Annotated in this window: 22 protein-coding genes and 1 pseudogene; 16 read left to right on the forward strand and 7 right to left on the reverse strand. The window is 42.3% G+C overall.

Features of this window, described 5'->3' with window-relative positions:
- The first annotated feature begins 17 nt into the window (after nucleotides 1–17).
- Both NXZ84_RS00455 and NXZ84_RS00460 read left to right on the forward strand, forming a co-directional pair.
- Complete coding sequence (locus NXZ84_RS00455) at nucleotides 18–743, forward strand: hypothetical protein (protein WP_258838338.1); 726 nt, start codon at nucleotides 18–20, stop codon at nucleotides 741–743.
- Nucleotides 743–2,890, forward strand: a complete 2,148-nt coding sequence (locus tag NXZ84_RS00460; RefSeq protein ID WP_258838339.1) for an SBBP repeat-containing protein — start codon at nucleotides 743–745, stop codon at nucleotides 2,888–2,890. The genes NXZ84_RS00455 and NXZ84_RS00460 overlap by 1 nt, the downstream gene beginning before the upstream one ends.
- Before the next feature lie 87 nt (nucleotides 2,891–2,977).
- Here the strand turns inward: NXZ84_RS00460 and NXZ84_RS00465 are convergent, their stop codons facing one another.
- The gene (locus NXZ84_RS00465) at nucleotides 2,978–3,820 is read right to left on the reverse strand and encodes a YheC/YheD family protein (RefSeq protein ID WP_258838340.1); all 843 of its coding nucleotides are present in this window, start codon (nucleotides 3,818–3,820) and stop codon (nucleotides 2,978–2,980) included.
- Between the two features lie 273 nt (nucleotides 3,821–4,093).
- Here NXZ84_RS00465 and NXZ84_RS00470 point away from each other — a divergent pair, with 273 nt between their 5' ends.
- The 7 genes from NXZ84_RS00470 (at nucleotide 4,094) to NXZ84_RS00495 (ending at nucleotide 11,310) form a co-directional block, all read left to right on the forward strand.
- Nucleotides 4,094–4,702, forward strand: a complete 609-nt coding sequence (locus NXZ84_RS00470; protein WP_258838341.1) for a DUF7948 domain-containing protein — start codon at nucleotides 4,094–4,096, stop codon at nucleotides 4,700–4,702.
- A gap of 20 nt (nucleotides 4,703–4,722) precedes the next feature.
- Nucleotides 4,723–4,854 carry a hypothetical protein gene (locus NXZ84_RS15155; RefSeq protein ID WP_396654020.1) on the forward strand — a complete coding sequence of 44 codons (132 nt, stop codon included), beginning with the start codon at nucleotides 4,723–4,725 and terminating at the stop codon, nucleotides 4,852–4,854.
- A 373-nt stretch (nucleotides 4,855–5,227) separates the two neighbouring features.
- Nucleotides 5,228–7,246, forward strand: coding sequence for an SBBP repeat-containing protein (locus NXZ84_RS00475; RefSeq protein WP_309495421.1), 2,019 nt, complete (start codon nucleotides 5,228–5,230; stop codon nucleotides 7,244–7,246).
- Nucleotides 7,236–7,418, forward strand: coding sequence for a hypothetical protein (locus NXZ84_RS00480; RefSeq protein ID WP_258838342.1), 183 nt, complete (start codon nucleotides 7,236–7,238; stop codon nucleotides 7,416–7,418). The genes NXZ84_RS00475 and NXZ84_RS00480 overlap by 11 nt, the downstream gene beginning before the upstream one ends.
- Nucleotides 7,419–7,620: 202 nt before the next feature.
- Entirely contained in the window at nucleotides 7,621–8,163 is a 543-nt protein-coding gene (locus NXZ84_RS00485; RefSeq protein WP_258838343.1) for a hypothetical protein, read from the forward strand.
- A 169-nt stretch (nucleotides 8,164–8,332) separates the two neighbouring features.
- Complete coding sequence (locus tag NXZ84_RS00490; protein WP_258838344.1) at nucleotides 8,333–10,399, forward strand: SBBP repeat-containing protein; 2,067 nt, start codon at nucleotides 8,333–8,335, stop codon at nucleotides 10,397–10,399.
- Between the two features lie 368 nt (nucleotides 10,400–10,767).
- Nucleotides 10,768–11,310 (forward strand): hypothetical protein, encoded by a 543-nt coding sequence (locus NXZ84_RS00495; protein ID WP_258838345.1) that lies wholly within the window; start codon nucleotides 10,768–10,770, stop codon nucleotides 11,308–11,310.
- A 1,305-nt stretch (nucleotides 11,311–12,615) separates the two neighbouring features.
- Here NXZ84_RS00495 and NXZ84_RS00500 read toward each other — a convergent pair.
- Nucleotides 12,616–12,804, reverse strand: coding sequence for a hypothetical protein (locus NXZ84_RS00500; protein ID WP_258838346.1), 189 nt, complete (start codon nucleotides 12,802–12,804; stop codon nucleotides 12,616–12,618).
- Nucleotides 12,805–12,949: 145 nt separating this feature from the next.
- On the opposite strand from NXZ84_RS00500, the gene NXZ84_RS00505 reads away from it, so the two are divergent.
- From NXZ84_RS00505 to NXZ84_RS00515, 3 genes are all read left to right on the forward strand, one after another.
- The gene (locus tag NXZ84_RS00505; RefSeq protein ID WP_258838347.1) at nucleotides 12,950–13,195 is read left to right on the forward strand and encodes a hypothetical protein; all 246 of its coding nucleotides are present in this window, start codon (nucleotides 12,950–12,952) and stop codon (nucleotides 13,193–13,195) included.
- 98 nt (nucleotides 13,196–13,293) lie between these two features.
- Entirely contained in the window at nucleotides 13,294–13,899 is a 606-nt protein-coding gene (locus tag NXZ84_RS00510; RefSeq protein ID WP_258838348.1) for a hypothetical protein, read from the forward strand.
- Nucleotides 13,900–14,202: 303 nt separating this feature from the next.
- Nucleotides 14,203–14,910 carry a CPCC family cysteine-rich protein gene (locus tag NXZ84_RS00515; RefSeq protein ID WP_258838349.1) on the forward strand — a complete coding sequence of 236 codons (708 nt, stop codon included), beginning with the start codon at nucleotides 14,203–14,205 and terminating at the stop codon, nucleotides 14,908–14,910.
- 189 nt (nucleotides 14,911–15,099) lie between these two features.
- On the opposite strand, the gene NXZ84_RS00520 is transcribed toward NXZ84_RS00515, so the two are convergent.
- From NXZ84_RS00520 to NXZ84_RS00530, 3 genes are all read right to left on the reverse strand, one after another.
- Nucleotides 15,100–15,234: a hypothetical protein gene (locus tag NXZ84_RS00520; protein WP_258838350.1), complete on the reverse strand. Its 135-nt coding sequence runs from the start codon at nucleotides 15,232–15,234 to the stop codon at nucleotides 15,100–15,102.
- An 863-nt stretch (nucleotides 15,235–16,097) separates the two neighbouring features.
- Nucleotides 16,098–16,817 carry a S1C family serine protease gene (locus NXZ84_RS00525; protein WP_258838351.1) on the reverse strand — a complete coding sequence of 240 codons (720 nt, stop codon included), beginning with the start codon at nucleotides 16,815–16,817 and terminating at the stop codon, nucleotides 16,098–16,100.
- Between the two features lie 139 nt (nucleotides 16,818–16,956).
- Complete coding sequence (locus tag NXZ84_RS00530) at nucleotides 16,957–17,355, reverse strand: hypothetical protein (RefSeq protein WP_258838352.1); 399 nt, start codon at nucleotides 17,353–17,355, stop codon at nucleotides 16,957–16,959.
- A 96-nt stretch (nucleotides 17,356–17,451) separates the two neighbouring features.
- On the opposite strand from NXZ84_RS00530, the gene NXZ84_RS00535 reads away from it, so the two are divergent.
- The gene (locus NXZ84_RS00535; protein WP_258838353.1) at nucleotides 17,452–17,652 is read left to right on the forward strand and encodes a YqgQ family protein; all 201 of its coding nucleotides are present in this window, start codon (nucleotides 17,452–17,454) and stop codon (nucleotides 17,650–17,652) included.
- Nucleotides 17,653–17,743: 91 nt separating this feature from the next.
- Here NXZ84_RS00535 and NXZ84_RS00540 read toward each other — a convergent pair whose 3' ends face one another.
- The gene (locus NXZ84_RS00540) at nucleotides 17,744–18,646 is read right to left on the reverse strand and encodes a hypothetical protein (RefSeq protein WP_258838354.1); all 903 of its coding nucleotides are present in this window, start codon (nucleotides 18,644–18,646) and stop codon (nucleotides 17,744–17,746) included.
- A gap of 330 nt (nucleotides 18,647–18,976) precedes the next feature.
- On the opposite strand from NXZ84_RS00540, the gene NXZ84_RS00545 reads away from it, so the two are divergent.
- The gene (locus tag NXZ84_RS00545; RefSeq protein WP_258838355.1) at nucleotides 18,977–19,360 is read left to right on the forward strand and encodes a group-specific protein; all 384 of its coding nucleotides are present in this window, start codon (nucleotides 18,977–18,979) and stop codon (nucleotides 19,358–19,360) included.
- 221 nt (nucleotides 19,361–19,581) lie between these two features.
- Complete coding sequence (gene cas6 / locus NXZ84_RS00550; protein WP_258838356.1) at nucleotides 19,582–20,382, forward strand: CRISPR-associated endoribonuclease Cas6; 801 nt, start codon at nucleotides 19,582–19,584, stop codon at nucleotides 20,380–20,382.
- 101 nt (nucleotides 20,383–20,483) lie between these two features.
- On the opposite strand, the gene NXZ84_RS00555 is transcribed toward cas6, so the two are convergent.
- The gene (locus NXZ84_RS00555; RefSeq protein WP_258838357.1) at nucleotides 20,484–21,275 is read right to left on the reverse strand and encodes a GGIII-like transmembrane region-containing protein; all 792 of its coding nucleotides are present in this window, start codon (nucleotides 21,273–21,275) and stop codon (nucleotides 20,484–20,486) included.
- A gap of 242 nt (nucleotides 21,276–21,517) precedes the next feature.
- Here NXZ84_RS00555 and NXZ84_RS00560 point away from each other — a divergent pair.
- Nucleotides 21,518–22,018 (forward strand): annotated as a pseudogene (locus NXZ84_RS00560) (RNA-guided endonuclease TnpB family protein); the annotation flags it as partial.
- Nucleotides 22,019–22,131: the final 113 nt, after the last annotated feature.

Raw genomic sequence — 22,131 nt, forward strand, 5'->3', positions numbered from 1 at the left:
AAGAAAGGAGAGAAATGATGTCTGTCACTGAAAGAGCTCGCTTTTTTTCGCCACCAACGTCGTTTTCAGGAGTTAGTAATGGAAGTTCGGTTGATATAGCTGTTATAGGAGACCTATTTTATAGCTCTCCTTCAGGAACGGTAGTCGGGGGTCCGTTATTTATCAATTTTAACATTGGAGGAACCGATTATGTTTTTCGCTCTAATAATCGTCAGATATCCGGACAAGCAACCAACAGTGATATTTTAATTTTATCTGGCTTTGGAACCTTAATTAATATAGATACTAAGGAAGAAAATAGTGCAGAATTAGATTTTCTTAGAGCTCCTCTTAGTTTAAATGGGCAAGGAAGTGGTTCTATCAAAACAATAGCAGATGATCAAAGTAGCGTATTTCGTTTTTGCATCAAGGTACCTGCTACGGATCAACAGTTCCTTGTGTATGTACAAAAAAAACGGATCTACTACTATCGGCCAATTTACCGGCTGTTAGGAAGAATGATGATCATCATCTGGTATGATAGTAAACCACCACCTAATACTGGGTCGGTGGTTTACTATCTTTCTTCATGTAGGAACAAAGCTGGCTATTATGACTTAAAGGGAGAATCAACATATTTGTTGGTGAAAATTTTGAGGACATTAGATCATGATCAACATCTTCTATCCGATAAATGGCGACATACAGTATGTGTAGGGAAATCTAATTCCGCGTGGGAAATTATCTGGTGGGGGAATGTGTAGTGAACCAGTGTGTGCCTAGTTCGCTTAGTTTTGTATTGAGTAACAGGGGAGAGATACGGGATGGGAATTGCTATCGTGCAGATGGAGAGGGATGTCGATTCCTCTTTTACAGGGATTGCGTAGAATTTTGGTTGTCTACTACTGAAGGGGTAGAAAATCTCGTCCTTCAATTTGTTCACGCCAATCTACATGTGAACATGGAGTTAGATCAAAGGAAAGAGAAAGTCATCTATAAGCAGGTATGGGATGGTATTGATCTTATCTTTTCTAGTTTTGAGGGGCAGTTAAAGTATGATGTCATCGTGTATCCAGGTGCATCGGTCGAAGATATTCGTTTAAAGTATGTGGGCGGAAACGAAGTGTTACTTAACGAACAAGGTGAATTGTTAATTTATACAAACCAAGGTGTTTTACGTGAGGGAAAGCCTGTTAGCTTTCAATGGAGGAAGGAAGGAAAAAGAGATATTCCCACGAATTTTCAACTGCTCTCAGATGGATCGATTGGATTTGAAATTAAGATACAGGAATTCGATCCGAGTAGCGTTCTTATCATTGATCCTGTTGTCTTTTACTCTACTTACATAGGGGGATCTGATGATGATGAAGCTCTTAGTATTGCAGTCGATTCCATAGGAAATGCATATGTCACCGGTGAGACTGATTCCACTGATTTTCCAGTGACATCAGGTGCGTTTCAGTCGATGAATGCGGGTGGAGAGGATGTCTTTGTTAGTAAACTTAACGCAAATGGAAGTTCTCTTCTATATTCAACCTATCTAGGGGGAACTGAGGATGATATGGGGAACGGAATTGCGGTGGATGTTTTAAATAATGCCTATGTGACTGGAGAGACTGACTCTACTAATTTCCCTATTACGTCAGGTGCGTTTCAAACATTATTTACAGGGAATTCCATGGTGTTTGCCACAAAATTGAATGCATCAGGGACTTCTTTGGTGTACTCAACTTTTTTAGGTGGTAGTGGAAGCGATCAGGGCAATGGGGTTGATGTTGATGACAGCAACTTTGCGTATATAACCGGTCAGACTGACTCTACTGATTTCCCTGTGACGTCAGGTGCCTTTCAAGCAGTATTTGGTGGGATAATTGATGGTTTTATCACAAAACTAAACATTGCAGGCTCTATGTTGGTGTATTCTACCTTTCTGGGGGGGAGTGGGCCAGACGCTTCGAATGGCATTTCGGTTGATACATCTGGAAGTGCGTACGTGACAGGTATTACGGGATCTACTGATTTTCCTGTGACGTCTGGTGCCTTTCAAACGGTATATGGAGGATCCCTTGATGCTTATATCACTAAATTTAATCCTGCTGGTTCCTCGTTGGTGTACTCTACCTTTCTAGGCGGAAGTGATGGCGATGGTGGATTTGCTATTGACTTAGATGGTGCCAACAATGCTTATATAACTGGCAGTACTCGGTCCACCAATTTTCCGATAACCAAGATTGCTTTTCAAACCACTTTACCTGGTTCATCCGCTGCCTTGGTAACGAAGCTAAATTCGATGGGGAGTTCATTGATATTCTCTACCTATTTAGGTGGGAATTCCGATCAATTTGCAGTGGGCATTGCAGTGGACTCTTTTGGTTCCGCTTGGGTAACAGGGGCGACTACTTCCACTAATTTCCCCCTTACATCAGATGCTTTTCAAGATAGCTTTGGGGGAAATATTGATGCTTTCATCACACAAATGAGTTTTTCCGGTCGAGGGGTTTCCTTTTCTTCATACTTAGGCGGAAGTGATACTGATGTAGGCAATGCTGTTGCAGTGGATAATCAGGGGAGTGCTTATGTTACTGGGGAGACACAATCAACTAATTATCCTGTTACTTTCGGTGCGTTTCAGAGATCCAACCCCTCTCCTGGAGATGGCAGCGCCTTTGTAATGAAAGTAGGGCAACAAACATCAGTGGGAGCCACAGGAGCAACGGGAGCAACGGGGCCTGCTGGGGCAACGGGAGCAACGGGACCTACTGGGGCAACGGGAGTAACGGGAGCCACCGGGCCGACTGGAGCCACAGGTGTAACCGGGCCGCAAGGTCCAAGAGGGCCAGAAGGTCGGCGTGGACCGAGAGGCCCAAGAGGTCCTCGTGGTTTTAGTGGGGGTGGAGAGTTTTCACGATAGCGCGTTATCTATTATAGGGCCCTCGGTCACCCGAGGGCTTACGTTTGTTTACCTCTGTAGGCTGAGTTCTATTGAATATAAAGAATATCAATGATTTAGAGGATTAAATCCTTCAAATATTTTTGCTAGCAACTTATCCGCTTTTCTATTATCTTTTTTGTACTTTTTGGGATAGCGGCTACCCCGATATTGAATGATTTTATTAAACATCGTTCTTGTTGAGAGCATGCGAAACCCTCCAATAGAGGGCTGAACATCGGGCTGAGGGTTGGTTTCAATAATCCATACTTTCCCTTTTTTGTCTACGCCCAGATCTACCCCGATTTCTTTGCAGAGCGGAGATCGTGCAGTATGTTTTGCAATAAGAATACTTAATCTCTTCATCTTTTGTAGTACTTTTTGGGGAGATTCTTTGACGGCTGCTTGAATTAGGGTAGTTTCTACTGGCAGTACCTTCGCCTTGCCACGTTTGACATTGGTAATCACCTTTTCATCTTTTCCCGCTTTTCTTGAGTGGTAGCCTGTAATCACCCAAGGACTACGCAGCGTTTTTCTCTGTAGCATCACTCGATGATCGATCGGGCAGCCATGAATCGTTGCCAGGGGGATATATTGTTGTACAATGTATGCCGAACCTCCCCAGTCGACAAGTGCACATATTAATTGATTAACTTTTCTTTTGCGACGGGTTACGTACCTTTTTCCCGCGTACCTTACCTCCACTCTCCCATTTTGTAAGAAGGTTAGACGAATGACCGCATAGCCACCGGTACCAGCAGACGGTTTCAAAATAATAGATTTGTGTCTATTTAACATTCTCCACATGGTTGGAATGGTCCAAAGTCTGGTTTCAGGCAGTGCAGAGGACAACCTCTTATTCCCCATAAGTTGTTTATAAACTCTCCACTTGTATCCTATTTTTATGGCCATGATGAATTTTCCTCATTTCATCCATTAGATTAAATCTCGGTTACATCTTATGTAAACCCTTTATCAAAGGAATAGATGCTTCACTCTAGGTATCTGCTCAATTGAGCTTGAATGATGAAGTGTTGACGAATAATCGTAGTGGTCGAAAAACACTGAGTCCATAGTGTTGCGAACCTCTATGGGGAATGATCGCCTACACCCTCTCCTAGGTCATGGAATATGGTTATTGTGAGGAACACTATGGGTCACGGGACTATAAGGGGGAAGTGTGGAGTGAGAAACGTCTCCAATCTTGTATTTGAGTCCAGAGATGAATGGGACGAAGAGTATTGCTACTGTGCAGTGGGAGGGGGTTGTCGATTTTATTTTTACTGTGATCGCGTGGAGTTTCGGTTTCCAGCAGATGATGGGCAGGCGAATCTTGCTCTGCGGTTTGTAGACGCGAATCAAGATATAGATATTCAATTGGACGATGAGCATCAAGTTACGTACAAAGAGGTGTGGAATGGGATTGATCTCATTTTCTCAGGGAACGATGAACAATTAAAGTATGACGTCGTTGTTTATCCGGGAGCATGCATAGACGATATTTGCTTACGATATGAGGGTGGAGATACGGTAAGCGTTGATATGAACGGAGACTTGTTCGTTCATACACATCTAGGTATTCTGCGTGAAGGGAAGCCGGTTAGCTACCAATGGACAGAGGAAGGGAGGAAGGTAATAGCGACTCAGTTTCAGCAGAACCCCGATGAGACTATCGGGTTTCATATTGAACAAGGAGCGTACGATCCATCGGCTGTGATCGTTATTGACCCAGTCGTTTTTTATTCCACCTATCTAGGGGGAAGTGGCGTCGACGAAGCAACCAGTGTTGTGTAGACTCAGACCAAAATGCATACATTACAGGCAGTACCCAGTCCATGGATTTTCCTGTTACTTCAGGTGCGTTTCAGTCCGCGAGGCGCAGGTGGAGGAGAGATGGGGCTTTAATAGGTTTATTATATCACTCGTTTTTTATCGATTTTTTGTAAGATTTGAATATCTGAAAAAGAGAAGGTCAAACACTTTATATGAAGAAGTGTTTGACCCATTTTTTAACATGTTAGTTGATGGGGATATAGATTTACTTCACTCTTATCTCCAAAGAAGCGAACACCATACTCTTCGAAATCCAAACCCTTCCGGTAGGTGTTTCGACTACGGCAGAGGGAGGCGGTTAGCGCAGCAGAGTTGTAAAGTGGGAAAATTTGTACCTACACCTCTTATTGGGTAGTGACATAAGCTGACTATAAGGAAGAACGTCCATATGGAACCAAGCCAAATACCCAATACCAGGATACAAAGTGGAGGAGGGAGTGTTTTGTTCGCTTGTTTTTGTAGCTGAGGGGGAAGAGAGGGACGAAGATGAACGATCTTTATCGCGTAGATGGAGCAGGGTGCCGATGTACCTTTTATCGAGATTGCGTGAAGTTTTGTTTTGTCGGTGTGGATAAGCAGGAGATCCTCACTTTAAAGTTTGTAGGCGCCAATCCACATGTGAATACGGCTGTGGATTCGGCGGAAAGAAAGGTGATTTATCGAGAAGTATGGAGAGGAATTGACCTCCTTTTCTCCGGGAATGATGAGCAGCTAAAGTACGATATTATCGTTCACCCAAAGGCATGTATTGAGGATATCCGTTTGCGTTATGAAGGCGGGGATGGAGTATCGATAAACAATAAGGGCGACTTGTTTGTCCACACACCCCAAGGAATTCTCCGCGAAGGGAAGCCGATTAGCTTGCAAGAGACGTCGCAGGGGAATCGTAATATTCCGACTGAATTTCGTTTGAATCCTGATCAATCGATTGGGTTTGCGGTGGAAAAAGAGGAGTATGATACAACGAAAGTTCTCGTCATTGATCCCATTGTTTTTTATTCGACCTACTTAGGTGGAATGGGTGGCGATGAGGGGAATAGTATCGCGGTGGATGCTATGTATAATGCGTATGTCATAGGAACAACTTTTTCTACTGATTTCCCCGTTACTTCGGGTGTTTTCCAGACCAATCTTTCTGGATCTAGTGATGTATTTGTCAGTAAATTGAATGTGGCGGGAGCTTCCCTCCTTTACTCGACGTTAATTGGCGGAAGCAGCGAGGATGAAGGAAAGGGAATTGCGGTGGATGCAGCAAATCATGTATATGCGACTGGATGTACAAAGTCCATTGATTATCCTGTGACATCAGGAGCATTCCAGACGGTATATCAGGGATTTGGAAAAGCTTTTGTTACAAAGCTGAATGAGACAGGAAGCTCTTTACTTTATTCAACCTATTTAAGTGGTCCAGGTGGTTTTGATGAGGGAGATAGTTGTGCGACTCAAGGAAATAGTATTGTCGTAGACGATAGTTTCAATGCTTATGTAACAGGCTTTACAAATTCAAGTAACTTCCCGACGACATCAGGTGCCTTCCAAACCCTTAAAAGGGGAGTGGAGGATGCATTTGTCACAAAATTTAATACGTCGGGGACGGCACTGGTGTATTCCACTTATTTGGGAGGAAGTTTTTATACTATAGGAGAAGACATAGCAGTGGATAGTATTGGAAGTACGTATGTAGCTGGATTTACAGGATCCACTGATTTCCCTGTTACTTCAGGTGCTTTTCAAACCACAGCCGCTGAGGGGTTTGTTACGAAACTAAATGTGTCTGGTTCCTCGCTTGTGTATTCCACCTATTTAAGTGGCATAGTAAATTCCATTGATTTGGATGGAGCGAACAATGCCTATGTCACAGGGACAGCATCTGCTGGTTTTCCCACGACAAATAACGCTTTCCAAACCGTTTTTGGGGGGGAATTAGATGCTTTCGTTACGAAACTTAATGCATCGGGAAGCGCCCTGATTTACTCCACCTATTTAGGTGGGAGTAAGATCGATGAAGGAAAAGGCATTGCGGTGGATCCGTTTGGAGTGGCTTGGGTGACAGGACTGACAAATTCGACCGATTTTCCTGTTACCTCGGATGCTTTTCAAGATAGCTTGGGTGGAAGTGAAGATGTATTCGTTACACAGATGAGTTTTTCAAGTCAGGGGATAATGCTCTCCTCTTATCTTGGGGGTAGGGGAAGTGATATGGGAAGGGATGTCGCGGTTGACTCTGTTGGGTCTGCTTATTTTACAGGTTATACGACTTCTACTGACTTTCCCGTCACCTTTGCGGCGTTTCAGTCCATATTTGGGGGAGAGATGGATGCTTTGGTTACGAAAGTAGGGAGATCCATCCCCATCGGGATCACCGGTCCAACGGGAGCCACCGGAGCCACTGGAGCCACCGGAGCCACCGGGGAACAAGGGCCACGGGGGTCGAGGGGAAGGCGTGGTCCAAGAGGACCGCGAGGTTCGCGTGGTGCTGGTGGAGGAGGAGAATTTGGCGGTTAACACTATATGGAGGAGAGGGCATTCCGAAGCGGATGCTTTTTTCTTTGATCATGCAAAACGCGAACCGGAGGTATCAAATGAAGAACGGAGCTGGGGCGAAGGATGGTCAAGCGCGTATAAAGATAGCAGACTCGTAATGCCTCCACCTTTTTCGGATGGTGGCGTATTTTAAGGATTCCTCCACGAAGGAAAACCGGTTAGGTTTCAATGGACAGCGGAAGGAAAAAAGCCAACGCCCCCACACAGATTCACATCCAAAGGGATCAAACTTATCTAATTTTTCTTATCTCAATAAAATATAAGATACCACTGGCTTGATCTTGACAAAATAAAATGCTATAATATTCATGAATTTCTAAAAGGAGGCTATATTTGTGAAAAAATCAATGAAGTCAATCATGTTAGGTCTCGCTCTCGTTTGTGTGGTATCTTTTTCGGGGACAGTTTATGCTGAAACATCGCAGGACTTAAACGATGTCTACCTGAAGAGTGGCGACACGTATGTGAAAGTGGACACGGACTTTTCGCACCCAACCATTCATGGTACTTTGAGTGGGACATCGGATAGTACTGACGCGACAAAATTGGATATCCACCTGTTGTACAAGAATTTTTTTAACAGTCAGAGTTGTATTGAGAATGGTGATACTGTAAGAATTTCAATTGCCGACGACGTAAGTGGTGACTATGTTTACTCGCTAGCAGGAGAAACCCCAATCGTGTTTTATGGTAAAGGAATGGGGTCGGATATGTACTATATCAACTCTGACTCAACAAGCTGCATCGACCAAACAAACCAAATCTCCTTTACTGAGGTTGATTCATTCCGTTTTAGTGATGGCCCCTGGTCATTGTATCTAAATGGGGATTCATTTGATGTTAGCAATACGAACATCACACAATTTGTAGTTGAATAAAGCCTTTAAAGAAACTTGAATTAAATTTTCGTTAACAGCTTGACATCTACGAGAGTCAGGCTGTTTTATTTCTGTTATAAAGTTATTAACCTGTACGACAACATAACCCATCGGATAGCAAAATATAGTCTATATTATCGAATGTAACTATCCGGGAGGGGAATTCAAAGTGAATCCAGAAGTGAAGCATTCACTTATTTTTGTAGCGAATGAAAGGAAAGGGAAAGCGGGACATCATTATCGCGCAGAGGGGGAAGGGTGTCGGTTCTTCTTTTATCGAGACTATGTGGAATTTCTGTTTGACCTGGGGAAGAAGGAAGCCGATCTTATCTTGCGTTTTGTAGACTCCAATCCTCAAGTGGGATTGAGGCTAGATTCGGCTGCAGATAAGGTGACGTACAACGAAGTGTGGAGAGGGATTGACCTTGTTTTCTCAGGAAATGAAGAGCACCTAAAGTATGATGTCATGGTCCAACCGGGTGCGAGGTTGGATCAAATCCGTTTTCGGTATGAAAATGCAGAGGGGATCGCATTAAACGAACAAGGGGATTTGGTTGTCTATCAACGAGAGGGGATTCTTCGCGAAGGAAGACCGGTTAGCTTTCAGTGGACGGAACGGGAAAAGATAGACGTACCAACGCGTTTTCAACTTTGTCCCGATGGATCGATCGGATTTGAGGTGGGGGAAGCATATGATCCCACGAAGGGACTTGTCATTGACCCCGTCGTTTTTTATTCGACGTACCTGGGGGGGAATTCTACTGATGTTGGTGCGGGTATTGCCGTCGATTCTGCTCGAAACGCTTATGTAACAGGCACTACATTTTCTGCCAACTTCCCTATTACGACAGGTGCTTTCCAAACCATAAACGCAGGAAATGGGGATGTATTTGTAAGCAAATTTAATGTGAATGGGAGCTCACTGGTCTACTCTACCCTCATTGGAGGTAGCAATCAGGATAATGGGTTTAGTATCGCAGTGGATGGTTCTTTTAATGCCTATGTGACAGGAGAAACAAGCTCTACTAATTATCCTGTTACACCCAGTGCTTTTCAAACCGTAAACGCAGGATTTCAGGATGCATTTGTAAGTAAAGTTAATGTAGACGGGAGCTCTCTCGTTTATTCCACATATTTAGGTGGGAACTTTACAGATGCTGGATTTGGGATTACTGTAGACGAGACGAACAACGCGTATGTAACAGGAAGTACAGCTTCCACTAGTTTCCCGACGACAACAGGTGCGTTTCAGACAGTTTTTGGTGGGATTATTGAGGCTTTTGTAACCAAACTGAATGGAACGGGATCAGCGTTGGCTTACTCTACGTTTTTAGGGGGAGCGGGTACTGGATTTGGACGAGGGATCGTACTCGATAACAACAATCAAGCATTTGTAACTGGTCAAACGACTTCGACAAACTTTCCTATAACTACTAATTCTTTTCAAACCATGTTTGGGGGGGCAACGGATGCATTTATCACAGGCTTGAATGTGTCGGGATCGGCTTTGGTGTATTCCACTTACTTGGGTGGAGTAGATATAGATGTAGGAAGAGGTATCGATTTAGATAGTGCTGGTAATGCTTATGTAACCGGAAATACATCGTCTACCAACTTTCCGACCACCCCGAATGCATTTCAACTCACCTTGTTGGGGAGTTCGGGTGCCTTTGTCACCAAGTTAAATACGGCGGGAACCGATCTCATCTACTCTACCTATTTAGGTGGGTCCTCTGATGAGCGGGGAACTGGAATTGGGGTTGATTCGTTCGGAGCGGCTTGGGTGACAGGATTTACAAATTCAACTGATTTCCCTATTACCTCGGATGCTTTCCAAGATAGTTTGGCGGGAGGACGCGATGCGTTTGTCACACAAGTAAGCTTCTCAGGACAAGGACTTTCCTTTTCCTCCTACCTAGGTGGAACTTCCGATGATTTAGGAGATGATGTAGCGATTGATTCACTTGAAAGTGCCTATTTTACTGGAGAGACTCGATCCATTAATTTCCCTGTCACCCTCGCTGCTTTCCAGAGTCAATTTGGGGGAGGGTCAGATGATGCCTTCATCACCAAAGTAGGGCAACTCACTTCGGTAGGCGCAACCGGACCAACAGGTCCTACCGGTCCAGCTGGAACAACTGGATCGCAAGGTTCAAGAGGACCAAGAGGAAGGCGTGGTCCAAGAGGGCCAAGAGGCCCGCGTGGCACTGGTGGAGGAGGAGAGTTTAGCGGTTAACACTATATAACGGAGAGGGCATCCCGAAGCGGATGCTTTTTTTGATCATGCAAAACGAACAGAAAGCGTTAAACGAAGAACGGAACTGGGGCGAAGGATGGTCAAGCACGAATAAAGTTAACAGGCTAGTAATGCCTACACCTTTTTCGGATGGTAGCGTATTTTAAGGATTCCTCCACGAAGGAAAACTGGTTAGGTTTCAATGGACAGCGGAAGGAAAAAAGCAAACGGCCCACACAGATTCACATCCAAAGGGATCAAACTTATCCAATTTTTATTATCTTAATAAAATAAAAGGTACCACTGGCTTGATATTGACAAAATAAAATGCTATAATATTCATGAATTTCTAAAAGGAGGCTATATTTGTGAAAAAATCAATGATGTCAATCATGTTAGGTCTCGCTCTCGTTTGTGTGGTATCTTTTTCAGGGACAGTTTATGCTGGAACATCGCAAGACTTAAATGATGTCTATCTGAAGAGTGGCGACACATATGTGAAAGTGGACACGGACTATTCGCACCCAACCATTCATGGTACTTTAAGTGGGACATCGGATAGTACTGACGCGACAAAATTGGATATCCACCTGTTGTACAAGAATTTTTTTAACAGTCAGAGTTGTATTGAGAATGGTGATACTGTAAGAATTTCAATTGCCGACGACGTAAGTGGTGACTATGTTTACTCGCTAGCAGGAGAAACCCCAATCGTGTTTTATGGTAAAGGAATGGGGTCGGATATGTACTATATCAACTCTGACTCAACAAGCTGCATCGACCAAACAAACCAAATCTCCTTTACTGAGGTTGATTCATTCCGTTTTAGTGATGGCCCCTGGTCATTGTATCTAAATGGGGATTCATTTGATGTTAGCAATACGAATATCACACAATTTGTAGTTGAATAAAGCCTCTAAAGAAACTTGAATTAAATTTTCGTTAACAGCTTGACATCTACGAGAGTTAGGCTGTTTTATTTCTGTCTAAAAGTCTGCCAGGAGAAAAGGAAGGAAATCTGTCATCCCAACGGACGCTTTTTATGCGAAATTTGTGAATTAAAAAAGGGGGTGTTGATGAACATTTCTAAGAAAACCGTTATTTTACAACAGACAAAGGCGAAATGATCTTCGGATGCTGTAACTGAAACAACGTGATCCTATCAAATGAATTACATAGAGTACATGTTCTTTAATAAAGGTTGTCCCATAGAGTGTTGGAATTATCTGTCCTTTTTTGGCGACAAATCTTTCGTCAAGTACCGTATAGTCTCTGTCATCATCGAAATCTATCAAGTTCGAAATCATAAGAAGAAGACCGTAACTATAGCTGGCTCCCTTCGGAGAACGGTGTCTGGATAACGTTTCTTACGCGTAAAAAGTAGAGTGGTGATGCGTTATTATTCGTGGATTTTTAAACTTCGGAACTCTAGGGGATAGACAACCAAGAAGGTATGGGTTAATTGAATTATCATGGTCGTTAGTTGGGGTGGCAATTTTCCTGTTTATAACGGTTATTGGGATGGTTTTCTCCCCGTTTATTTTCCTTGCAGCGATAATCTGTTGGTTCTATAGGTACAGTATACCCGTAAAAGAAATATCGTGCCCGTATTGCAATAAAAAATGGGAAGTTGAGCTTAATGCTAAAAGGTTTCGATGCTCACGTTGTGAAAGGCTATTAACTAATAGGGGTACAACCTGGGATTGAATAAGGTAATTTTGTAATATTGACTACAATCGCGCTTATGGCGCTTTTTTTATGCGCAAATTTCCGCAAACAAAAAAAAGGAGGCGATGACTAATCGAGAAGATACGAGAGAGGATGTGTCGTATCTGTTTGGATTAACCTGATGGAACGTTATTTTCGATAGGAGGTAATAACTACGCTAGCAAAACCGATACTTTGTGAGGGGCAGATGATAAGGGGGTTGATCCCGATCACTTCCCCTTTAATATTTATTAAGGGGCCACCGCTGTCATGTAAAGTGACCATAAACGTTGAGTCTGTGCCAGATTTGATACCCTTAGTTGTTATGTAATATAGATGTACCTATTCGTTATCATGGAAAAAATAATTTCCGTAAACTACCTGTATTTCACTCTTTCAGACGGCTATACGTTATAGAAGGGGTTTTTTAATATGCATCATCTGTTGGAAAATGGATGGACAGGATTAGTATAGAGGCAAAGGCACAAACCTCTGCCATAAAGGACTTTCTATGAAAATGTATCCTGCTCTCTATCGTCTGTTTTCGATGTCTCAAATAAATGACTCAATATACTAGCTAACAATCCACCTATTAATCCAAATGCTACTATCCCACCGATAATCCACCCAGTTAAAAAAAATAATCCAGTCCCTATTGCACAAAAGAGTAAGGTGTACATTAAAAGATTCCTTGCCATTTTACAGCCCCCTTTGCAAATGAGATATATATTATAAACTCTAGTAAAAAAGAAATTCAAATACAACCCTTTACTTACATAAGTATTGAATGTTACTCTGTGAACAATGGTAATATAACCAAAAAAATTAAAAGGAGACATTAAAATGAATAAAATATTTTCATTATCTTTTTTAGCTATTTTTAGTATATGGTTTGCTATGCCGGGATCATCACTTGCTATAGCAAATAATACTACTAGTTTGGGAGACGGCTCTGGGAATGAGCTGAATGAGCATAATAAGCCAACATTAGATAGGGATGAAGTAAATCTCAGAGAAAGTGGCTTAAAGGACTTGGTTTTACTGAAGAAGAGGTTAACAGTTTACCAGAATACATATATCAAGAGATAAAAGAGAAATATAAAGGAGATGATTGGAAAGTTATTGAAGAAAAAGAGGAGTTTTTTAAATTCGAATTTGACGATAAAAGAGGAACAGGATCGCCTGAGGTGACAAAAGTAACGGAAGATCAAGCAGAAAAACAAATAAGAAATGAGAAAATGGAAAGTAGTGTTTTGCAAAAAGATTCTGCTACATCAAAGGATAGTTGGCTAAAGCAAACTCTTACTATATCTTATAGAGGTGACGGGCCAAACAATGACTATGGTCGCCCGTATTATACCGCAAAATTGAGTTATGAGTGGTTGAAGATGCCGGTATTGGGTTTTGAAGATGTTATTGGTATTACTCATGGAGATAATGTGGACAAATTCGACGATATGATGATCGCGATGCACAGTTATACGGATTATAATGGTAATAAGACTTACAATGACAGTGAATATGATTTTGAGGTGAAGAATCAACACGGATTTGCTGATATTTTCGATTTACAGTTGTTTACTCCAACTGTAAGAGCAAATAATCATGAAGGGTTTATGATGTTTGCTTTTGAACAGGATAAAACTAATGATAATACTGCTGACCTGTACGGTCACTATACCCATGCATTACAGCCGACAGGATTTAGTGTAGCGATTACCACTGGTTCGATAGCATTGACCGGAGCGACAGAAAGTAACGCTACAGATACTCACATAGATCTCACATATTAATAAATAAACAAGTCCGGATAGCGCAAGTATCCGGACTTGTTTATTTATTAAAAGGGGGCCATACCGGCATATCAAGATTATACCGATGAAAACACGTATTTCAGTGACGTCTACTCGTATGTAGACGAGAACGGAGAGTGTCGCATATTCCCGCCAGTAAATTCGCATAAAGTTGTAGCATTCGTCAATTCGAGGCTTATCGCAAGAAAGCGGAAATAGAAAACGTAGAGAAGGCGACAGAGTTAGAGGGACACGATGAATCTGATATAATGGGCTAAAACGAATTGGATGTGTGAATTAGCGGTGAAAAAAAGTAGTACTTACCCTTGCCCTTGTTGTGATTTTCTAACCTTGTCAGCAAAGCCACCTGGAACATTTGAAGTTTGTCCTGTCTGCTATTGGGAAGATGACACGACTCAATACTATGATATGACATATACTGGTGGAGCTAATAAAGTAAGTTTAATTCAAGGATATAAAAACTATATGGAGTTTAAAGCTATTGAAGAGAGATTTGTTCGAGAAGTACGGAGACCGAACAATGACGAAATTCCTCTTCCGGAATATGCTAACAGAATCATTGTATTAGTTAAATATAAGGGAGGTTGGAATTGGTATGTCTCTCTGAAGGAAATGTGGTTTCTCGACTATGCAGTCTTTCCTGATGAGAACACTGATTACTCTCAGAGGTTTCATATAGCAGTCGTAAATGACAAAACTTTGGAAGATTTCTTGGATAGAGTCTCCGATTATAAGGTTAGCACAAGTCAATTACGAGAGTTTGTAAATGATACTGAGACCAAAATCGATAGGTGGGATTTATCCGATCTGTTTCCGTCACTATTTGTTGATTTCGACAACAAGCATTTGTATTCTTGGTATCCTGAGCCAGCTTCCTTTGAGCATTATGTCCCGAAAGGTTGGAAAGGAGACTACGTGGAATTTTTCGATCAAGTCCCAGAGAATAAACGTTATTGGATAATCGATGGGAAAGACTTTTTAAAGGTATAATTTAACATATCGCCATTTCAGGCACCTTTTTTATGCCTAATTCCGCAAACAAAAAAAGGAGGCAATGACCCAATCGAAGAGTTACGAGAGAGGATGTGTCGTATCTGTTTGGATAAACCTGATGGAACGTTATTTTCGATAGGAGGTAATAACTACGCTGATCATTCAGGCCGGCCATTTTAAGCTAAATCACATCAGCAAATCGAAGCCGCAAAGAAGTTCTTTAACATCGGGAAGGACCGTTGTCATTTTTCGTTTACCGATATGGGAGAACATACGCGAAGTGATTGCTACGTTATCGACGAAACGAGGAAAGGTAGACATATAATTCCTTCTGTTGATAAAATTAATATGCATGTATTCTCAAAACGGCTTTAAAAGTAGACACATTAATGAGGGGAATGTTTTTAATGTTAAAATATCTTTCCGAGAGGATGCCCAGGCGAGCTAAGTGGTGGAAAATGGCTTACGGTACTGGTGTATTCATCATTTTCAGTACTGTAACTATAATCGGATTTCCAATAGCTGTTATGCTACTTCCATTTTGCATCTTCGCCATAATAAAACAGATCGGTTATCCGGTCACAAAAGTAACCTGTCCATTTTGTGACGCCAGACTAAATGTAGAGGTTGATGTAGAAAGGTACCATTGCAATTGTCATTCTCTCCTTGAGAAACAAGATGGTGTATGGGTAAGGGTGTATTCATAGAGTCACTGAGAATTTCGGATAACTCGGAGATAAGGCAGTTGATAGCGTTTTTATAATGGGGAAAGGCGTTGAAATTACGATGGGCGTTATTTTTTTATTTCGGGGGTGGCGTATAAATTAAGTAGGCATACGATTGATTGCGTGGGTATCGCGGTACGTGAAGGTGACGCATGTGACGCATGTAACGTTGGACTGTCGATACACCCACTGCATGACTTTTATGGCGCCACCCTCGAAATTTTCCGTATCTCTATCATCTTACTACTATATATTTACATTTGATATAGACTATCTCATTCATTACAGAGAGGCTTCACTATATCGGGACATGTTTATTGGTGGAACCGTTCGCGATGTTGGATTTGGAATGGTTGCGGATTCCTCGACCAGTGCCTATAACGGGGCTGTCGTTTTCTTCGTAACTGGGAGGAAGGTCTAGCGGTGGCATTTGCATGGGAATCTTTATTTTTGATGGATCTATTCCCGGAATCCGATGCTCATCAAACGCTTCACTTCGTCAATGGGAATAGCGAAACCGATACTTTGTGAGGGGTAGATGATAAGGGTGTTGATCCCGATCACTTCCCCTTTAATGTTTATTAAGGGGCCACCGCTGTTGCCGGGATTGATAGCAGCATCGGTTTGAATAACATTGCTGTAGAAGCGATTTGCTACCTTAAGGGGGCGGTCTTTGCCACTGACAACCCCGAGAGTAACCGTATGGTCGAGGCCTAAGGGGTTGCCGACGGCAATCACCCATTCGCCCACTTCGGTTGTTTTGGATGAGCCGAGACGGACAGGTTTGAGTGGGGTGGGGGGGTGCACTTTGATGAGGGCGAGGTCACGTTTGGAGTCATGCCAGACAACTCGGGCGGGAAGTGGGGTTTTATAGCCATAGAGATTGACGGAAAGCTTGCTAGTGTCGCGTACGACGTGTTCGTTGGTAATAATATATCCATCAGTGTGAATGACAAAGCCAGAGCCGAAGTGTTGTGAAGGCGTGGTCTCCTGATTTAGTTCGGGTAGAAAGAGACCAAGCAGGGGATTGGTTAGGTTTTGCTTTGCTTCTTCTTGTGCAACAATGGTAGCCACACCGCTCCGTACTTGGCGAACGACACGCACAAAATAGTTGCTGGGATGGTGTGCTGCCAACTCAGACGGGGATTGGCGTGGCACCCGTGCTCGTTTTCTCGTCATATAGTCGTCCTCCCATCAGCTATTTCATTATGCAGTATCGTATGCAGGACAATAGGGGAGGGTAAGGGCGCATGTCGGAGAAGAAAGCCTTGGATGCCTGTGATAATGGGTACATACGGGATTTATCATCACTAAAGAATTAATATTGTGTAGGCACAGAAATAAAAGGGGAGTATTTCTGAACATAATCGACAAAGCGATCACTTAAGGGAACAAGTAGATCTGCTTTTTTGTGTTCATAGTGGCCGCTTGGCTTAATAACGAGTAAGCGTGTCGTTGATAAGCGATAGTAATGGGAAGAGAAGGTGGGTGTAATGGTTGTTTCTCCTATTGTTATAAAGGGAACTTCCATTTGTGCGGACTCACGCTGTAGGGTGAATGGAACCATGCCAATCATATCATCGAGCATAATGTGATATGAAATATATGGTTTTTGCAAAATAAGCTCCTTTGTGGTTAGGGTGGTTCCTATATGAATGCGTTTTTGGTATATAAGGAGGTCACCGGCTAATGGTTTGACATTAATAAAGTTAGACATAGGGTCATCTCCTTTTGATTAGGATGGCGACAGATGTTTAACAGGTAGTGTAACATGAAACAACAGGCTCTGGGTAATGGATAAGGAGGAAAGATGATGAATTCGCTTCAGGATATTAAAAGCTTATTACATAGCGTAGGTGTATACGTGTACACGGGAGATGGTCTCGGGGATTTAGAACTAATATTGTCCGAGCTTAGCGATATGAGGGATTTTGGCATGATTGACCGTGAGACTTTTCAAAAAGCATTTCGGATCATTGGAGCGGAGAAACGAAAAATAAGGGAGAAGGGATAAGAGAAGGTTAAATTTGATGAAAGGATGATGTAAGCGTAGAAGAGGGGGGCTCCCTTCTTCTGTTTACATCATGTCATCAACTAACCCAACCTCAGCGGTGGAATGCATGTGCAGTTACAAAGAGGTTACCTGCAAGGGACGTGGGTAATGTTGCGATCATGCTCCATTGATAACTATTCGCTTGTTCGTATTCGTGCTGACTCATCATTCCGAAAGGATAGGTATAGATGAGAAGTGGGATGGAGCATTGTTGTTGCGATAACATCTCCACTAATTCACCCATGCGAGGATCTACACCGTCAATTGGACGATAACGCAAAATAAGAATATCGATAAGATCATTTTGAATATATTGCTTCATTTTATCATAACTATACGATACCACCTCGATATTGGTTAGGCCGCGTTTTTGAATTTCGGACAATTCAACTGACTTCATGCGTTCGATATCCTCTGTGGAACCCGTAACTAGGACACGCGCTTTCTTATATGCCATCTCTTTATCGACGAGGTGTGTAAGAGCCTCAATTCGTTCTTGTGCGTGATTCATCTCTTGCTGGAGTAATTCCCGAAACTCTCGATTGGTCTGTTTTTTAGCTTGTCCCAGTTGTTTGTAGAGTGTGTTTTTGTGGCTGTCCATGGTTTGTTTCATATCAATAGCGGATCTACCTAAGAAGTAGGTGATCAGAATGCCGATGAAGACGATCACACTTCCCCCCACATATAAGAGCAAATTGATTGTATCTAAAAAACTTTCCCGTTCTGCTTGTACAAATTCACGATAACTGCTCATCTCTTCTTCGACCGATTGTCGATATGATTCGGTCTCTTCCTTTAAATACTCGTAGTTCGCGGCTTCTAATTGTAGACGACGAACTTCCTCCTCTAGCTCTGAGATTCTTTCTTTTTCACTCGTTTCTTCTGCAGAAGCAAACGATACCCCTCCACAAAATAGTAAACATAGTAGAAGCAATAGACGTAGGATTAGTCGCATATACCCTCTTCCTTTCATGTAACTTCTAAGCGGCTCTTCTATTGTAACGCAATCGAGATAAAGAAAACGGATCTATTGTGAGGTGTGAGACGTTTATATCTATGAAAGACGTGGAATAAAAAATAGAAAGCTGAACAGGTATAGTTAATAGGGACATTTGGTAAAAATGTTGACAAATGAACAAATGGTTACCACTTGATTCGGCAGAGGGTTTCTCGCTACAATGAAATAAAGGGTAATTGAGAACCTTTTTCATTGAAGAGAAGGAATCGGAAATGTTTTGTTTCTATGGTTCATTCATATATATTAAATAAAAAGGTGGTGAGGTCCATGACCAGATTGATACAGCATGGATTTCAGGAAGGGGATTGGGTGAAAGGAACATCCATCTATGACGAGATGTTTCAAGGGTACATCGAGTCGATGGAGGAGAAACACGAGTCCGCCAAAGTACGCGTCATTCAATCCGACCACGAACGAGTGATAGGCAAAGTGATTACTAGTCCGCTAGAACGACTGAACCCACACGATGACGTCTTGCCATATGAAGAGGGACAGCTACGTAACCTTATTGATATTTCTTTATCGTGTAATGACAAGGATTGGTTTATTCACTTAACGAGCTTGTTACAAAAAGAACAGCAGGCTAATGAGCAAGGTGTTTCCTCTATGGACGATACGTTTAAGGGGTGTGAATCCTTTCGTAAAGGGTAACGCAACATATAGAACGAGTTGACGGTCGTAAGTCCCCCATAGGACTTGCGACCGTTTTCTGCCTCTTACGGTAGGTTTCAATAAATATATAGAATAGTCATCAATATTTAAGTAATTTCGAATGAAAGAATAGAGTAAAATATAGAAAATGATGTGTAATCATGTTATGATTACTATAAGATTACTTAAGTACAGGATAGGATCTATATGGAGGAGGAGCGATGAGGTTTCAAATTGAATTAGACTGCGAACGTCCCATTCTGTTGCCCAGGAATTATCAGCGAGTGTTGCAAGGCATGATTTATCATATGATAGAAAATGAAAACATCCGTGATTTCCTTCACAATAAAGGGTTCATTTGGGAAGAGCGCCGTTTTAAGCCGATGGTATTCTCCTGGCTGCAGGGTTCGTATTCGATTGAAAAGGATAAGGTGCGCTTTTATCCACCTATACGACTTTATATTAGCTCGTGTTGGCCACCATTGATAGAAGAGCTTGCGCGTGCGTTTCTGTCTACATCGGTTATCTCTTTACGTGGACAAGCGATTATGATTAATCACGTAGAGGTGCTGGCAGAGCCACCACTAGATGAAGGTGACTTGATTGTACGTACTCTTTCTCCCATTACGGTTTACTCTACTTATGAAAGTGAAGAAGGGCGCAAAGTGACGTATTATTACGACGTTCGCGATGATTCTTTTTCTAAACTGATTCGTTTGAATTTAATAAAAAAGGCGAAAGCAATCTTTGATTGGAATCTCGAAGATCGCCCGTTTGCTATTAGACCGGTAGGAGATGTACATGAACGACAGCAAAAGCGGATTTGGTATAAGGGGTTTCTCATTAGGGCATGGAATGGAACGTTTCGCATGAGTGGCGATCCTTTCCTAAAGCAAATGGGATATCAAGTGGGTCTAGGAGGAAAGAATGCGCAAGGCTTTGGAATGGTTGAATCTGTTTTAGCGCAATCTCAGCAAGTCGACGGCATGAAGGAAAAGATTGCCCCTCTACAAAAGAAATAATAAGTCTAGTATGGAGATTAAATGTTTAGAAGTGAAGCCGCCCTTACAGAAGGGCGGTTTTTTGAGTAAGAAGGTTTTTCTACTAGGAAGAGTAGAGGGGATTAGCTCGCTTTTTTTCGTTTAGATACGAAGATGATGAGAACCACTATGCCTATGATAAGGAGTAGACCTCCTGCACCGAGAACAATCCACCCAAAGGGGTTAGGAACTTGAAGAGTCATTGCAACTGGATTCTTCTTTCCAGGCTCAACATTCCAGATTAATGTCTTTCCATCGTCCACCACGGTATCTGCATTATGCTCCTGCGGTTCTACTGGAAGGGTAAATAAGAGGCGAAGGTTGACCTGATCCATGATCAAGTCGGACAGGAGACTCCCGTCCCCTCCCATATCTGTGAGGTCAGCCTCCGTGTTGATCCGGAAGGTATAGAATAAGAAGCTTTGTTCCAGTTGATATCCATTCTGAAATAGGGGTGGGACGGTTAAAGATGAAGTTGCTCCCATGGGTAGCATAGCAGAATTGGTTGAAGCCATCAGCTGATCTGCTGAATCAGGATCAAGATAGGAGGACAGCTTTCCTTTAAATTTGTCCATGTCTTCAAATGGAGGCTCATCTGCGATGTTATCTACTTCTTTGGTAGCGAGAAACCCTTTCTTTCCGTCTTCTTCGAGAGGGGCGACATTAAAGCCTTCATCGATGAAGGCTTGTTTAATTTCAACGAAAGATTCATCAACATAATCACTCAGCATGGATTGTGTCAAGAGTACCTTAAACTCGTATTCTCCGGATCCATCTTTATGAACCGTTATATGGGTATCGGCATCGATGCACCCACTCAACATGAGAGGAAATATGAGTAAAATGATGAATAAGAAACGCTTATACTTCTGCATATATCGAAGGCTCCTTTCGCGAGTAGCCAGTTCTTAACATCCAGTATATATGATAACTTCATGTGAGGAAATATTGAATGCAACGAATGAGGAGAGCGAGGGGAAACAGACGAAATATTAAATTTGACCAGATATCCTCGCGAAACTATATTTTTATGACGATGTTAAGAGAATAGTGCAACTGGAGAGTATTCGATCGTTTATTCGTGGAGATCTTTTGCTGATAAAAGAGTCCAAGCTTCATCTGTCCAACCACGGAACAAGCGACACTCATGAACAAATCGATAGGATGTAGTCGCTTTCTCTTTAATCACTTTCTAGCCAAGTGGAATGAAACCTATAAGGAAACGGAAAAGGGACTCTCCTATCCCGCCTGCTCGCGTCAATTGACGCAATTGAAAAAAGAGTTGGAATGGCTAAAGGAAGTGGATGCTACCTCTCTCCAGCGATCCCTAAAGAACCTAGCGGATGCCTTTTCCCGCTACTTCAAAAAGCAATCGGATCGATCCCGCTTTAAAAGTAAACGAAACAAGGTTCAATCCTACACGAGTCAATGTAACCATCCGAAACAAGGGCGTGCATCGATTGAAGTCAGTGGTAATCGGATCAAACTGCCGAAGCTCGGGTGGGTGAAGTTTGCCAAGTCCCGTGAGGTAAAAGGACGCATTCTTTCTGCTACGATTCGTCGGAACCCGTCAGGGAAGTACTTTGTCTCCATCCTGTGCGAAGTGAACCAAAGTCCAAGAGCTTTTAACAAAACTTTTCTTACCGTGTAATAGGGTTGTTGTCTCGGCTTTCTGGAGTGGTAATTAGAAATTATTTGCTCTAGGGATGTTTGTCATCCTTAAGAAGTGGG

This window comes from Mechercharimyces sp. CAU 1602, from assembly GCF_024753565.1.
GTDB lineage: Bacteria > Bacillota > Bacilli > Thermoactinomycetales > JANTPT01 > Mechercharimyces.